The organism is Labrenzia sp. C1B70 (assembly GCF_000475395.1).
Classification (GTDB): Bacteria; Pseudomonadota; Alphaproteobacteria; order Rhizobiales; family Stappiaceae; genus Roseibium; species Roseibium algicola.
The window spans coordinates 440,940-455,564 of record NZ_AXCE01000034.1 but is presented as its reverse complement, the minus strand read 5'-3'; the positions used below and the strand labels follow the sequence as shown (position 1 = coordinate 455,564).

General features: G+C 57.8%; 12 protein-coding genes. 11 read left to right on the top strand and 1 reads right to left on the bottom strand.

Annotated features, from left to right (window positions below; translation table 11 throughout):
- Positions 1-21 precede the first annotated feature (21 nt).
- The gene (locus tag Q666_RS56695; protein WP_022998640.1) at positions 22-444 is read left to right on the top strand and encodes a DUF1801 domain-containing protein; all 423 of its coding nucleotides are present in this window, start codon (positions 22-24) and stop codon (positions 442-444) included.
- A gap of 20 nt (positions 445-464) precedes the next feature.
- Here the strand turns inward: Q666_RS56695 and Q666_RS56690 are convergent, their stop codons facing one another.
- A complete protein-coding gene (locus tag Q666_RS56690) occupies positions 465-1,667 on the bottom strand; it encodes a UbiH/UbiF family hydroxylase (protein ID WP_022998639.1) in 1,203 nt (400 codons plus the stop codon).
- Positions 1,668-1,845: 178 nt separating this feature from the next.
- On the opposite strand from Q666_RS56690, the gene Q666_RS56685 reads away from it, so the two are divergent.
- From Q666_RS56685 to Q666_RS56645, 10 genes are all read left to right on the top strand, one after another.
- Positions 1,846-2,781 carry a DUF2182 domain-containing protein gene (locus tag Q666_RS56685; RefSeq protein WP_031268499.1) on the top strand — a complete coding sequence of 312 codons (936 nt, stop codon included), beginning with the start codon at positions 1,846-1,848 and terminating at the stop codon, positions 2,779-2,781.
- A 180-nt stretch (positions 2,782-2,961) separates the two neighbouring features.
- The gene (locus Q666_RS0133885; RefSeq protein ID WP_031268498.1) at positions 2,962-3,678 is read left to right on the top strand and encodes a CDP-alcohol phosphatidyltransferase family protein; all 717 of its coding nucleotides are present in this window, start codon (positions 2,962-2,964) and stop codon (positions 3,676-3,678) included.
- Between the two features lie 230 nt (positions 3,679-3,908).
- Positions 3,909-4,886 carry a quinone oxidoreductase gene (locus tag Q666_RS56680; RefSeq protein ID WP_031268497.1) on the top strand — a complete coding sequence of 326 codons (978 nt, stop codon included), beginning with the start codon at positions 3,909-3,911 and terminating at the stop codon, positions 4,884-4,886.
- A gap of 13 nt (positions 4,887-4,899) precedes the next feature.
- Positions 4,900-5,850, top strand: coding sequence for a LysR family transcriptional regulator (locus Q666_RS56675; protein WP_022998636.1), 951 nt, complete (start codon positions 4,900-4,902; stop codon positions 5,848-5,850).
- 336 nt (positions 5,851-6,186) lie between these two features.
- Positions 6,187-7,671, top strand: a complete 1,485-nt coding sequence (xdhA, locus tag Q666_RS56670) for a xanthine dehydrogenase small subunit (protein WP_022998635.1) — start codon at positions 6,187-6,189, stop codon at positions 7,669-7,671.
- Positions 7,655-9,991: a xanthine dehydrogenase molybdopterin binding subunit gene (gene xdhB / locus Q666_RS56665; protein WP_022998634.1), complete on the top strand. Its 2,337-nt coding sequence runs from the start codon at positions 7,655-7,657 to the stop codon at positions 9,989-9,991. The genes xdhA and xdhB overlap by 17 nt, the downstream gene beginning before the upstream one ends.
- Positions 9,991-11,004, top strand: coding sequence for a xanthine dehydrogenase accessory protein XdhC (xdhC, locus tag Q666_RS56660; RefSeq protein WP_022998633.1), 1,014 nt, complete (start codon positions 9,991-9,993; stop codon positions 11,002-11,004). The genes xdhB and xdhC overlap by 1 nt, the downstream gene beginning before the upstream one ends.
- 42 nt (positions 11,005-11,046) lie before the next feature.
- Positions 11,047-12,612, top strand: a complete 1,566-nt coding sequence (locus Q666_RS56655; RefSeq protein ID WP_031268493.1) for an ABC transporter ATP-binding protein — start codon at positions 11,047-11,049, stop codon at positions 12,610-12,612.
- A complete protein-coding gene (locus Q666_RS56650) occupies positions 12,612-13,700 on the top strand; it encodes an ABC transporter permease (RefSeq protein ID WP_022998631.1) in 1,089 nt (362 codons plus the stop codon). The genes Q666_RS56655 and Q666_RS56650 overlap by 1 nt, the downstream gene beginning before the upstream one ends.
- Complete coding sequence (locus Q666_RS56645) at positions 13,693-14,607, top strand: ABC transporter permease (RefSeq protein WP_022998630.1); 915 nt, start codon at positions 13,693-13,695, stop codon at positions 14,605-14,607. The genes Q666_RS56650 and Q666_RS56645 overlap by 8 nt, the downstream gene beginning before the upstream one ends.
- The last annotated feature ends 18 nt before the right edge of the window (positions 14,608-14,625 follow it).

The following is a 14,625-nucleotide window of genomic DNA, read 5'->3' as shown; positions in this document are numbered from 1 at the left end:
GTAGCAACAAGAGGACTTGTGGTGAAAGACAATCCGGACGTCCTTGCGATATTCGAAAGATATCCGGCGGATATCCGCGAGAAACTGCTGACCATCAGGTCATTGATAGCCGAGACGGCGACGCAACGCGACGATATCGGAGAACTGGAAGAAACCATGAAATGGGGTCAGGCCAGCTATCTGACGAAGCGCCCGAAAACTGGAACGACAATCCGGATAGACCGGGACAATTCCGGCGCAGGGGACGTTGCTCTCTATGTCAATTGCCAATCCTCACTGGTGTCTGACTGGCGTACAATGTTCCCGGACCTCATCTTCGGCGGCGATAGAAGCGTTCACTTCAGTCAAGGTCGGCCGTTACCAGAGGATGCGCTCCGTCAGATGATCGGCATGGCGCTGACGTATCACAGCGCCAAGCGATCAGCAGCACGGTCACGGGTTTGAAAGCAGCACCCGAAAACCGTCTATCGATGCAATTGAAAGGCGGTTCCCGGTGCGATGCCCTCCCGCATGAGCAGGCGCCGCAGCGGACCAATCTTGCCGGCCAGATACATGCCCGCGCTTCGCGCAGCCTGGACCGGCAGAAAGCCTGTCAGCAGCGATCTGTTCAGCATGTCCACCGCGTTTGTCCTTGTCCGGATATCGCTGAACCGTTTCTTCTCATAAGCACTCAAAACGGTCTTGCCACCAAAGTCGGCGTGCGCGCGTTTGGCCGATGCCACGACGGAGTTGAGGTCACGGATATCACGCAACGACAGGTTCAGACCCTGCGCGCCGATGGGCGGAAAGACATGCGCTGTCTCGCCCACAAGCGCCAGACGCGGCCCCACAAGGGAAGTGGCAGTCAGTCCTGAAAGCGGAAAACTTTGTGGTTTCGTAGACAGTTTGAAACGACCCAGAATCGAATGTGCCCGCCGTTCGAGGTCCGCTTCTAGGTCCTCGTCCGTCATCGCCAACAGATCTGCAGCACCGTCCGCAGTTTCCACGCAAACAAGTGATGACTGTCTGCCGGGGAGCGGAACCAATGTGAACGGACCAGTCGCAGTATGGAATTCGGTCGAGACCTGCTGGTGTGGAAGCCGGTGCTCAAGGTTCAAAACAACAGCCACCTGCGGATAGGACCTGCTTTTGACTTCAATCCCGGCCGCTTCACGCAGTGTCGACCGGCGGCCATCTGCAGCTACGGCCAATTTGGCTGAAATCGTCCTACCCCCACTGGTGACGAGGGTAGCGTGATCGTCTCCGAATTCGGCACTCTCGACAGTGTCCGAAATCTCCTCCAGTCCGGATTGCGCAGCACAAAATTTTTCAAGTACCGCGTTAAGTTCACTGTTCAAGATATTGAAACCAAACTCTTCAAGGCCAAGCTCAGAACTGTCGAAGACCACTTCAGGTGCACGAAAAAGCCGCCCCGTGCTGTCGATCATGCGCATCTTCTTCAAGGATGCGGCGTTGCCTTCTATGTCCGACCAGACGCCAATATCGCGCAACAGATCGATTGAACGCTGCCACAGCGCGGTTGTCCGGCCATCCTTGATTTCCATTGAGGGGGCAATCAGGACACACGACAATCCCTGCTGGGCCAGAGCAAGAGCTGCAATTCGCCCGGATGGCCCTCCGCCGACGATTGCAATGTCAAACTGTTCCGGCGCGTGGCTGCTGGACATGGTAAAATTCCATCTGATTTGATCTTGAGATCTAAATTGCTGTTTGCGGGCTCAAAATCAACGGGACGAATACACGCAGGGCATTCAAGGTCGACCATGAGTAAGATCAAATGCCTGCATCGACTAATCCGCTAAGACGTCTCAAGACCCCGGACACACACGCCACCTAAAGGCCGAAATGACGAGTTTGACGCGCACACCTTCCAATCAGGCCGGTTCCACCAAGCCGGAACAGAATATGCGTGGCTGGCCGCTAGTGCTTGTGCTGGTCTCGATATTGGCCGCTGCCGGCTGGGCATACCTGATTGCAATGGTAGCCGACATGGTACCGGTCATGGATATGAGCGAAGCCGGACCCGGCATGGTGATTCTCAACAGTTTCAACCAGTTCGCAGGTTTGCCTGCGGAAGCGCGGGCCGCACTTGCGGTTCTTTGCCTGCCGACCAGCGCAACATTCGGCATGCCTGGTGCAGACATGACGACAGTTGATCTTGTGAAGATCTTCCTGATGTGGGCAATGATGGCCCTTGCCATGATGTTGCCTACCGCCGTGCCGATGCTTCGGGCCTATTACACCGAGATTTCGGCACAGTCCGGCAATACGGCAACGCCGGTACTTCTCGTTGTCACCGCAATGTTCGGCTATCTGGCGGTCTGGCTTGGCTACGCGGTCGCAGCAACCGCGGCGCAATGGGCTTTGTCAAGGGCAGGTGCCATGACGAATATGATGGCTCCTGCAAGCATGGCTCTGACGACGTCGGTCCTCTTTGCCGCTGGTTTATATCAGTTCACCCCCTCCAAGAAGGCCTGTCTCCGGCGCTGCTGGTATCCGCGCTGGGTGTTTGCCAGTGACGATGCTGGGCCGGGTGCGATGTCTGGCTTGCGGGAAGGGCTGGTGCAGGGCTGGGTGTGCCTTGGCTGCTGCTGGGCGGTAATGACTGTCATGTTCGCGGTCGGCCTGATGAACATCGTCTGGATCGCGCTACTCGGCGCGTTGATGGCCATTGAAAAAACGTTCCCGAGCCGCATTCTGCCACCTGCCATCGGGGCTGTTCTGCTGGTCTGGGCAGGTATCCTCGTTTCCCTCATCCTTTTGGGAAATGCGGCAACCTAAATTCACTGCTATTGGTGCGGGGACTGTTTTTTAGGTTCACACTGTCATACGATTGCAATAAAGGACCGTATCAGCGTCAGTGTGTGATCAATGGGCCAGCGGGTCAATCGTGAACCGCACACATCTCAGAACGCAAATGCACCAGTTTACTGCGTTCAGATCATAAAGTGAGGGAACCCCGTGGCGGATATTACACCAGGTAAAGAGAGGACTGAGCCCGCTCTGTTCCTGATCCATATCCTGACGGCTTCCGGTGCTCCGATCGCTCTTATTGCCCTCTTGGCAGGTGCGCGTGAAAACTGGGCGGAGATGTTCGCCTGGCTTGGACTCGCGTTTTTCATCGATGGCATCGATGGCCCGCTGGCGCGCCGTTACAAGATTGCGGAGCGTCTGCCTCGCTGGTCCGGTGCCTCGCTGGATTTCGTGATCGACTACGCCACTTACGTGTTTCTTCCCGCTTTCGCGCTTTCCTGGAGCTTGATGCTGACAAGCCCTTGGAACTGGATTTGTGGCGGGCTCGTGGTCTTTACCGGCGCTCTTTATTTCGCCGACAACGGCATGAAGACACCCGACGGCTCCTTCAAGGGCTTTCCCGCTGGATGGAACATGGTCGTTTTCGGCCTCATGGTTCTGTCGCCATCGCAAAGCTTCACGATCATGTTCGTGCTCTTGTGCTGCGCATTGACGTTCGCTCCTGTCCGCTTTGTCCATCCTGTCCGCGTGCGTCGCTGGCGCATGATTACCTTGCCGGTGACATTGCTCTGGATGGGATTGGCCGCCTACGCAATTCTGGACGGTATGGCATTGAACGGCCCGCTCGCATGGGCATTCACGGCTGTCAGCTTCTATCTGCTGCTGGTCTCTGCTGTTCAGCAATTGCTCGACAGGGTCGACTGACCTTTTACCTACATTCAAAATCCAGTTTTGGCACTGGCGCGAACCAAGGCGCCGGTGTTGTGCCGCGCTTTCTCTTTAAGCGCTGACCGGCAGGAAGCGTCACGAACGCCTTATGCCATTTATGCTTCGGAATGACCTTTTCCGATGGCGTTGAAATCATTTATGGTCTTGCCAACTTCAATTGCCGCAAGACCAAATCGGTCTCGGCCCATCACCCCGGGGATAAAGTCATGGTTCAAGCAATCTGCGTACACGAAACCGGTGGACCGGATGTCATGCGCTGGGAACATATCGAAGTCGGTGAGCCCGGCCCAGGTGAGGCGCGCATCCGCCATACGGCAGTCGGCCTCAATTTCATCGATACCTATTTCCGCTCGGGCCTCTATCCAGCGCCTGCCGGCGTGCCGTTCAGCCCCGGCAACGAGGGGGCAGGGGTCGTGCAGACGGTCGGTGAGGGTGTGACACATCTCAGCCCCGGCGACCGTGTTGCCTATGTTGGCCCGCTCGGTGCCTACGCGCAGGAAAGAATCGTTCCGGCTGACCGTCTTGTCGTCCTGCCAGACGGGATTGATGACAAGACCGCTGCCGGCATGATGCTGAAGGGCATGACGGCACAGTATCTTCTGCGCCAGACATATTCCGTTGGCCCGGACACGACGCTGCTGTTTCACGCTGCTGCCGGAGGCGTCGGCCTGATTGCCGGTCAATGGGCAGCACATCTCGGCGCCACTGTCATCGGCACTGCCGGTTCGGAAGCAAAGGTCGAACTTGCAAAGGCACACGGCTACCAGCACGTGATCAACTACCGGACTGAAAACTTTGTCGACAGGGTAAAGGATATTACCGGCGGCAAGGGCTGCGATGTTGTTTATGACAGTGTCGGCAAGGACACCTATCCCGGTTCGCTCGACTGCCTGAAACCGAGGGGCCTTTGGGTCACTTTCGGTCAGTCCTCCGGGCCGATTGCCGACTTCAACCTGGCGCTCCTCGCCCAGAAAGGCTCACTGTTCGCAACCCGGCCGACGCTGTTCAGCTACATCGCCAGCCGCGAAGCACTGGAAGCGACCGCGGGCGAATTGTTCGACGTCGTCCAGAAAGGCATCGTCAAGATCGGCGTCAACCAGGAATACAGGCTTGCCGATGCCGTCCAGGCGCATCAGGACCTTGAAGGCCGCAAGACCACCGGCACCACGGTCCTGATCCCCTAAGAGCAGGAATTTCATGCGGTCCGGACGAGCACAGGATCTTTCTCGAAATCTTTACAGCCCGGCGATGCGCTACTTTCTGGCCGTCGCCGAGGCCGGCTCGATCCGCGCCGCGTCCCGGGAACTCAACGTGGCGTCATCTGCCATAAACCGGCAGGTTCTCTGGCTGGAAGAGGCGCTCGGACTGCAGTTGTTTGACCGTGTCGGCCGGCGCCTGCGTCTGTCGCAAGCCGGAGAGTTGCTGCTGGCACATATCCGGCGCACCTATTCCGATTTCGAAGGTACGGTTGCCGAACTCGACGCCTTGAAGGGACTGCGACGCGGTACGGTTTCGATTGCAAGCGTCGAAAGCGTTGCCGAAAAGCTCCTCCCGGCGGTCATCAGCACGTTTCGCAAGAGCTATCCCGGCATTCACGTGAATGTCTCGATTTCCTCATCCAGAGAAGCCGCCCGCAAGGTGGAGGCGGCTGAAGCGGATGTCGGCTTCACCTTCGACCCGCCGGAGACCTCGGCGCTCACAACTGCCTTTCATCATGATCTCGTGATCGGAGCACTCATGCGTCCGGATCATCCGTTGGCCGGAGCGAAAACACTTGGTCTGCAAGACTGCCTGAAATATCCGGTGGCGCTGCCCGCAGAAGGACTGTCACTGCGCACCCGCCTGGACATCGTTCGAAGCCGGATACCCGGCGCTTCGCGCACTTATGTGGAAGCCAATTCGCTCAGGCTGATGCGAGCCCTTGCCAGGGAGGAACAGGTAATTGGCTTTCAGACGATGATCGGTTGCGAAGACGACCTTGCCAACGGTTTCCTGATCTTCAAACCTTTGTCCGATACGCCGCTTCAGGCCGACCGGCTCTGTGTGGTAACGTCGTCTCTGCGTGCTCTTGCGCTTGCGCCGGGCATGTTTTTCGACCATGCCGTGTTCGCTTTGAGGGACCAACTTTCAGCTCTTGATGCCAAATAGGCAACATTGCGGTCTCAAATGAGCGCTTTGGTTCCATGTTTTTTTAAGGCACATTTTTTGTGACAGTTTTGCGGCAATGCGCCGTGCGAGGGAGAAAACTGATGGGGCGTTTGCCTACGCACGATCTGAATACAGCCCTGGCAGGGCCTGAAAGCGGTCTGCTGAGCAGGCTGTGGCGCATGGGTAAGGCACCTCGTCCGCATGTTTCGCACCGGGTACTCCATGACCACCATTTTGCGGCTCGTGATGCAATGCTCCCAATGCATGCGGAGTGTTCAAACTGTTACGCATCAGATGTCTCCGGTCCGTTTTTGGCTAACATGGGGAATCAGGCCTATGCGTGACACGATCCGTTTCCTCAAGGGTGGTGAAATCGTTGAACTTGCGAATGTCGGTCCAACGGAAACCGTTCTCGATTACTTGCGCCTCCGCCGCCGCGATACCGGAACGAAGGAAGGCTGCGGCGAGGGTGACTGCGGGGCCTGCACCGTCGCGCTTGGCCGATTGATCGACGGCAAGTTGGTCTATCAGCCCGTGAACAGCTGCATCCAGTTGCTCGGCATGATTGATGGCGCTGAACTGGTGACTGTCGAAGACCTCTCCGACGATACGAGGCTCCACCCGGTTCAGGCCGCGATGGTCGAGATGCATGGCTCACAATGCGGGTTCTGTACACCCGGCTTCATCATGACGCTTTTCACGCTCTATCATGACGCAGGGGCGGAAAAATCACGCAAGACCGTCACCGAATGGCTGGCTGGAAACCTTTGTCGGTGCACCGGCTACAGGCCGATTATCGACGCGGCGTTGGACTCTTGTTTTGACGCTGCAGACGATGCTTTTTCTTGGCGTGCTCATGAAACGCGGGAACAGTTGCGACAATTGTCCGACAGCAGCGATGTCTTCATCGGAGATAGCGACTGCTTCTTTTCCTCGCCGGCAACGCTTGACGGTTTGGCAGCTCTTTACGGCCAGCACCCCAATGCGACCCTTGTTGCCGGGGCGACAGATGTCGGTCTGTGGATCACGAAGCATCTGCGCGACTTGCCCAAGATGATTTGGCTTGGCCGAATAGAGGGCCTCGACCGTGTGGAAGACAGTCCGTCCGGAGTGCTGATCGGCGCAACGGCTACTTATGCCGCGACCGAAGAAGCCATGACCGGCATTTCATCAAACCTGGGTGAACTCTGGCGCCGGATCGGCTCGAAGCAGGTTCGCGCCTCGGGAACAGTCGGTGGCAACATCGCCAATGGCTCGCCGATCGGCGACACACCACCCGCATTGATCGCTCTGGGGACAACTCTGGAACTGCATTCCGCAGAAGGCTCAAGGGCGTTGCCGCTGGAAGAATTCTTCATCGACTACGGCAAGCAGGATCGCAGACCGGGAGAGTTCGTCACCGGTCTCTTCGTGCCCCGGCTTTCTGCAAACCAGGCATTCCGTTGCTACAAGATCACCAAGCGCTTCGATCAGGACATCTCATCCGTCATGGGAGCATTCCGCCTGACGGTGGATGGAGAAGGCGTGGTTACCGATGCCCGGATAGCCTTTGGCGGCATGGCAGGAACACCGAAACGGGCAACCGGTGCGGAAGCTGCCTTGAAAGGAGCTTCGCTGGACGATCCGTCCACTTGGGGCGCTGCCATGCAGGCATTGCTGTCCGATTACACGCCACTGACAGATATGCGCGCAAGTGCCGAGTACCGAATGGAAACGGCGCGGGCGTTGCTCGCAAAGGCCCTCATGGAGGTCAGCGGCACCGCACCGGAAGAACTCCGTGTGCTTGCCAAGCGGGAGGCAGGCCATGACCGCGCAGCTTGACCCCAACGACCTGACAACACCCCTGAAGCATGTCCGCAAGGCGTTGCCGCATGACAGCGCGGCTAAACACGTTTCCGGTACGGCGACCTATATCGACGACATGGTCGAACCCGTTGGTACACTTCACGTTGTGCCCGGCTGGTCAAGGCAGGCTGTCAGGGGCAGGATCCTGGCAATGGACCTTGACGAAGTCCAGGCTTCACCTGGTGTGGTTGCCGTCCTGACCGCGAAGGATGTCCCGGGAAAGAATGACTGTTCATCCGCCTTTGGCGATGATCCCGTTTTCGCCGAGGATGAAATCCTGTTTTACGGGCAGGTCGCCTTTGCCGTCGTCGGCGAAACAAGAGACCTGGCGCGCAAAGCGGCGTTGAAGGCAAAGATCGATATTGCACCGATCACCCCCATCCTGACGGCTGAAGACGCTGTCGACGCCGACACGACAGTGCTTCCGGATTATCAGTTCCGGCGTGGTTCGCCTGAAACCGGCATGAACGCAGCCGAGGAAATCCTCACTGGCAGCATGAAAATCGGCGGACAGGAGCATTTTTACCTGGAAGGCCAGGTCGCCATGGCCCAGCCACAGGAAGACGGCGGCATGCTGGTGTATTCCTCGACCCAGCACCCCACCGAAATCCAGCACACGGTTGCCAAGGTGCTCGGAGTGCCCGATGCCGCTGTCACGGCTGAGGTTCGCCGCATGGGAGGCGGTTTCGGCGGCAAGGAATCGCAGGCGAACCAATGGGCTGCCCTGGCGTCCGTCGCAGCCAGTCACACGGGCCGAACCTGCAAGATCCGCCTCGACCGCGACGACGACATGATCATGACCGGCAAGCGACACGACTTTAAGGTCAACTGGCAGGTCGGCCACGATAGCGAAGGTCGCATCCGTGCTGTCGACATGGAATTCCTGGCCCGTTGCGGCTACTCGGTCGACCTGTCTCTTGGCGTGAACGACCGGACGCTTTTTCATGCCGATTCGAGCTACTTCTACCCGGATGCACTCATCCGTTCCCGGCGCTTGCGCACGGACACCTGCTCCAACACCGCATTCCGCGGGTTCGGTGGACCGCAAGGCATGCTCGCTGCCGAACGCATGATCGATGCGATCGCGATCAGTCTCGACAAGGACCCGCTCGAAATTCGCAAACTGAATTTCTATGACGGAGAACGGAACCTGACGCCTTTCGGCATGCCGGTGGAAGAGTTTCAGGTCATGCATGACCTGATCGCCCAATTGGAAGAGAGTTCAGACTATTGGGCACGACGTGATGATGTGCGCTTCTTCAACGAAAACAACGCTGTTCTGAAAAAGGGACTGGCCCTGACACCGGTTAAGTTCGGCATTTCCTTCACGCTGAAACATCTCAACCAGGCCGGTGCGCTCGTTCATCTTTATACCGACGGTTCGATTCACCTGAACCATGGTGGCACCGAGATGGGCCAGGGGCTGTATCAGAAAGTTGCGCAGGTTGTTGCGGAGGAATTCGGTGTCAGCCTGAACAAGGTACGCATCACCGCCACCAACACCTCAAAGGTTCCCAACACGGGCCCAACGGCTGCATCTTCCGGAACAGACCTCAACGCCATGGCCGCCAAGCTGGCGGCGAAGGAAATCAAGAACCGACTGATAACCTTCCTGTGCGAACTGCATCAATGCGGACCGGAAGCAATCTTCTTCGGCGATAACAAGGTGGTTGTCGGTGACCAGAGTTTTGCCCTTTCGGAAGTCGCCAAGCTGGCGCACATGGCACGTATTCAGCTTTCACACGCAGGCTATTACGCAACGCCAGGGATAACGTGGGAGAGGGAGAGCGCTACCGGGCGCCCCTTCTATTACTTTGCCTTTGGCGGCGCATGCGCCGAGGTGACAATCGATACGATGACCGGCGAGATGACCGTCGACCGGGTGGATATTCTTCACGATGTCGGCCATTCGCTGAACCCTGCGATTGACCTGGGGCAGATCGAAGGTGGCTTTGTTCAAGGGATGGGGTGGCTTACCACCGAAGAACTGGTCTGGGACGAAAAGGGGCGCCTTCGTACCCACGCTCCCTCGACCTACAAGATCCCGACAGCATCCGACATTCCCGAGGAATTCAACGTCCGTCTCTATGAAGGCAGCGGCAACCCTCAGGCAACCGTTTACCGGTCCAAGGCCGTTGGCGAACCGCCTGTCATGTTGGCCAATGCAGTGTTTTGCGCGATCAATGATGCCGTCGCGAGCCTCAGCCCGGGAGTTGTTCCCAATCTGGACGCACCGGCAACACCTGAGGCAATCATGAAAGCCGTCCAGGATATGCGCCGGAGGAAGATCTCCTGATGAAGGTCTGGGGGCACATTGCCGACTGTTTGAAGCGAAACGGCGCTTGTGCACTCGTAACCGTTGCTCGTGCCGATGGCTCGACACCACGCGAAGTCGGTGCTCGTATGGTGGTAACGGCTGGTGGTGGATTTTATGGCACGATTGGTGGCGGCACGCTTGAGTTCGAAGCCATCCGCCGTGCCCACAAAGCTATCCGGGATGGCGTGGCCAGCCTCGAGCTCCACAATGTCTCGCTTGGCCCGGACCTCGGTCAGTGCTGCGGCGGACGTACCCAAATCGCCGTCGAGGTGCTGACAACGTCATCGCTTGAAATGGCTCAGACACTCTCGCTTCGTGAGAACGATGGAACGCAGTTTTCCACCGAGGCCAGCGTTGTGAATGGTGTGGTGCAGACACGCGATCTGCTTCCGGACGTTTCAACGAACCGCTTCCTCCTTCAACTTGACCAAAAAACGGGCAAGCAATTGCTGATCGAGCAATTTGGCAGCAAGCGGCGCGAACTTTATCTTTTTGGTGCAGGGCATGTAGGAAAAGCGGTTGTCCTGGCGCTCGCACCTCTGCCATTCAGCGTGACATGGATCGACAGCAGGGCGGACCAGTTTCCGGCTGCGGTTCCGGGAAATGTCCGGAAAGTTTCAAACCCTGATCCAGCTGCCTGCCTTGAACAAGCCCCTGATGGCGCCTTTGTCCTGGCGATGACCCACTCGCACGCCCTGGATGAAGACATCATGGCACGTGCCTTGCTTCAACAACGCTTTGCCTATTGTGGTGTGATCGGCTCCAAAACCAAGCGGGCGCGCTTCCTGAAACGACTGAAGGCCCGGGGGCTGAATGACACTTTGACGGCAAACATGGTCTGTCCCGTTGGGGTGACTTCAGTCAAATCAAAACAACCGGCTGCAATCGCTGCAGGAATAGCTGTCGATCTGCTGGTTCGGGACGAAGCTGGAAATCATCAACAGGCCGCTGCAGGCGGGGGGCTTGCACAAAAACTAACACTTGGTCAATAAGGCGGCATTCGCTTGGGGGACGGCGTGGCAGAAACAGAAACGATGACAGGGGACGGCGGCACGGCGCGGCAAAGCAGATCCGGAAAGGATACTTTGCTCGATGCCCGGGGCCTGACCAAAAGATTTGGCGACATTCTGGCGAACGACAGGGTCGATCTCGTCATAAACAAGGGTGAAATACACGCACTCCTTGGCGAAAATGGCGCAGGCAAATCGACCCTCGTTAAAATGTTCTACGGCTCACTGGAGCCGGATGGCGGTGAAATTCTCTGGCAGGGCCAACGGGTCGACATCGGCAACCCGGCAGCTGCCCGCGAACTCGGCATCGGGATGGTGTTTCAGCATTTTTCGCTGTTCGAAGCCTTGACGGTTGCAGAAAATATCGCGTTGGCATTGCCAAATCCGGGGCGAATGTCTGAGCTTGCCAATCGGATCCAATCCGTGTCGCGCGATTATGGCTTGCCCCTGAATCCGGACGACATTGTTGCAGACTTGCCGGTCGGCATCCGCCAGCGTATCGAGATTGTCCGATGCCTGCTTCAGGAACCGCAGCTGATCATCATGGACGAACCGACATCGGTGCTTACGCCTCAGGAGGCGGATCTTCTCTTCCTGACGCTGGAGCGCCTGGCCAAGGAAGGCTGTGCCGTTCTATACATCAGCCATCGGCTGGAAGAGGTCAAACGCATCTGTCACCACGCGACGATCCTCCGGCATGGCCAGGTGGTTCGCGAATGTGACCCGACCAAGGAAACACCGGCATCTCTGGCCAGCATGATGGTGGGAGCCGACGTTGCCTCTGTCAGCGCCAGCTCTCAAAAGCCGCAGATCGGCGAAACCCGGCTTGCCCTGAAGAACCTGTCCGCAAAAGCCGCAACGCCATTCGCAACAGCGCTGAACAAGGTCTCGCTGGATCTCAGGGCCGGTGAGGTGGTTGCGATCGCCGGCGTTGCAGGCAACGGCCAGGGTGAGCTCTTCGACGCGATCTCCGGCGAAATGCCTGTGTCAGCCGACATGGTCGTTCTGGACGGCAAGCCTTGCGGCAACAGGAACATTACCTGGCGACGCAGGCAGAACGCGGCTTTCGTGCCAGAAGAACGTCTCGGCCACGGCGCCGTACCTGGCATGAAACTATCGCAGAACATCGTGCTGACGCGCCACAGAACCGGCGACAAGCTGGTCAGTGGTTTCTTTGTCTCAAATGCCAATGCAGGCAAGATGGAACAGCGCATCAAGAAGTCCTTCGACGTGCGCATGTCCCATGACGATCCGGAAGCGCGTTCCCTTTCAGGGGGCAATCTTCAGAAATTTGTAGTCGGCCGCGAGCTGGACCGCAAACCTGGTGTGCTGATCGTGAACCAGCCAACCTGGGGTGTCGATGCCGGTGCCGCCGCTCTTATCCGGCAGGCACTCATCGACCTTGCCCGCTCCGGATCGGCGGTGCTGGTGATCAGCCAGGACCTGGATGAAATCTTCGAAATCGCCGACCGGATTGCGGTTATTTCCAGAGGTTATCTGTCTGCGGCCGAGCCGACTTCAGACATGAACCGCGAGCGAGTCGGCCTGCTCATGGCAGGCGGCGCGGAAGCGCAAGGGGAGGTTGCCTGATGCGCGTCGAACTCGTGAAAAGAAAAGAGCACAGCCGAAAGATGGCACTGCTGTCGCCGTTGATCGCTGTTGGTCTGACCGCAATCGCAGCCGGACTCATTTTCTCAATATCCGGACATAACCCATTGTTCGGATTATATAAGTTTTTCATTGAACCACTGACGCAAGAATGGTCTCTCAACGCGACAATCGCCAAGGCAACACCGCTCATCCTGATCGCCTGCGGCTTGTCGGTTTGCTACCTGTCGAACAACTGGAACATCGGTGCTGAAGGCCAGTTCGTCGTCGGCGCGCTGTTCGGCTCTGCTCTGCCCATTCTGATGCCGGACTTCGAAAGTGCTGCCACGCTTCCATTGATGATGGCTTTCGGCGCTATTGGAGGGGCACTCTGGGCCCTGATCCCGGCGCTGTTGAAAACCAGGTTCAATACCAACGAAATCCTGACCAGCCTCATGCTTGTCTATGTCGCCAGTCTCTTGCTGGACTACCTGGTTCGCGGACCGTGGCGGGATCCCGGCGGTTACAACTTCCCGGAATCGGCGCTCTTCTCCGACGCCGCCACGTTGTCCACCGTCCCTGGCACGTCACTCAGCTATGCGGCCCCGATCACGTTGATCGTCGCAGTCGTGCTTGCGGTGGTCCTCGGCAAGACCATTAAGGGTTTCGAGATCAGGGTGATGGGCGAAAGTCCTCGCGCAGGCAGCTTTGCCGGTTTTTCTGCAAAGAAACTGACGCTGTTTTCCTTCGCAATTGCCGGTGGTCTAGCAGGCCTTGCCGGTACGATGGAAGTGTCCGGCGCACTCAACCAGCTCCTCCCGACCATCTCTCCCGGTTATGGATTTACAGCCATCATCGTCGCCTTTCTGGGAAGGCTGAATCCCTTCGGTATCATCGTCGCGGGTTTCGTGTTGGCATTGTCCTATATCGGCGGCGAAGCGGTGCAATCGGCGATGGGTGTCTCCAACAAGATTGCCAGTGTCATTCAGGGCCTTCTGCTGTTCTTCGTACTCGCCTGCGACACACTCATCCTCTATCGCATCAGATTTGTCGGCCGGCGTGGTTCGGCAGGGGAGGTCTCCCATGTTTGAAGCCGTTCTCCTGACTGTTATCACCGCGGCAACACCGCTGTTGATTGCTGCGATCGGCGAACTCGTCGTCGAACGCTCCGGTGTTTTGAACCTTGGTGTCGAGGGCATGATGATCATGGGGGCCGTGGTCGGATTCGCCGTCGCCAATCAGACCGGATCCGGGACGCTCGGCGTCTTTGCGGCAATTGCCGCCGGCATGGCCATGTCGGCACTTTTTGGCTTCCTGGTGCTCGTCCTGGTAACCAATCAGGTGGCAACCGGTCTTGCCCTAACCATCCTCGGCGTCGGCTTCTCGGGCCTGATCGGGGAGGCCTTCATCGGCATTCCAGGTCTTAAACTGCCGGATCTCTACATTCCTGTACTGTCCGACATTCCGTTTTTCGGGCCTGTCTTCTTCCAGCAGGACGCGCTCGTTTATGTGAGTTTCGCATTGGTCATCGCAGTTGCCTATTTCCTGTTCCGGACCCGGCTTGGCCTCGTGCTTCGGTCTGTTGGTGACAACCACGTGTCGGCTCACGCTCTTGGTTATTCCGTTATTCGCATCAGGTTCGCAGCGGTTCTTTTTGGCGGCGCCTGTGCAGGTCTTGCGGGTGCCTACATGTCGCTTGCCTATACGCCTCAGTGGGTTGAAAACATGACTGCAGGCCGAGGCTGGATTGCGCTGGCATTGGTCGTGTTCTCATCCTGGCTGCCGCTGCGCGTGGTTGTTGGCGCCTATCTGTTTGGTGCAGTCAGTGTGCTGAACCTCCACGCCCAGGCAGTTGAGCTGGACATTCCGTCCCAACTGCTGTCCAGCTTGCCGTACCTTGCGACTATTTTGGTGCTTGTGCTCATTTCGGCAAACCGCAGACTGACGCTCGTCAACACGCCAGCCTGTCTCGGCAAGCCATTCGTTCCAGACCGGTAAGCCTCCCAGCCACCGGTC

What these genes read in the sequence shown, in the direction of transcription:
- Q666_RS56685 (WP_031268499.1), top strand. Translation starts at nt 1,846, where the DNA reads ATGACGAGTTTGACGCGCACACCTTCCAATCAGGCCGGTTCCACCAAG.
- Q666_RS56675 (WP_022998636.1), top strand. Translation starts at nt 4,900, where the DNA reads ATGCGGTCCGGACGAGCACAGGATCTTTCTCGAAATCTTTACAGCCCG.
- Q666_RS56690 (WP_022998639.1), bottom strand. Translation starts at nt 1,667, where the DNA reads ATGTCCAGCAGCCACGCGCCGGAACAGTTTGACATTGCAATCGTCGGC.
- Q666_RS56655 (WP_031268493.1), top strand. Translation starts at nt 11,047, where the DNA reads ATGACAGGGGACGGCGGCACGGCGCGGCAAAGCAGATCCGGAAAGGAT.
- Q666_RS56650 (WP_022998631.1), top strand. Translation starts at nt 12,612, where the DNA reads ATGCGCGTCGAACTCGTGAAAAGAAAAGAGCACAGCCGAAAGATGGCA.
- xdhB (WP_022998634.1), top strand. Translation starts at nt 7,655, where the DNA reads ATGACCGCGCAGCTTGACCCCAACGACCTGACAACACCCCTGAAGCAT.
- Q666_RS56645 (WP_022998630.1), top strand. Translation starts at nt 13,693, where the DNA reads ATGTTTGAAGCCGTTCTCCTGACTGTTATCACCGCGGCAACACCGCTG.
- Q666_RS56680 (WP_031268497.1), top strand. Translation starts at nt 3,909, where the DNA reads ATGGTTCAAGCAATCTGCGTACACGAAACCGGTGGACCGGATGTCATG.
- xdhC (WP_022998633.1), top strand. Translation starts at nt 9,991, where the DNA reads ATGAAGGTCTGGGGGCACATTGCCGACTGTTTGAAGCGAAACGGCGCT.
- xdhA (WP_022998635.1), top strand. Translation starts at nt 6,187, where the DNA reads ATGCGTGACACGATCCGTTTCCTCAAGGGTGGTGAAATCGTTGAACTT.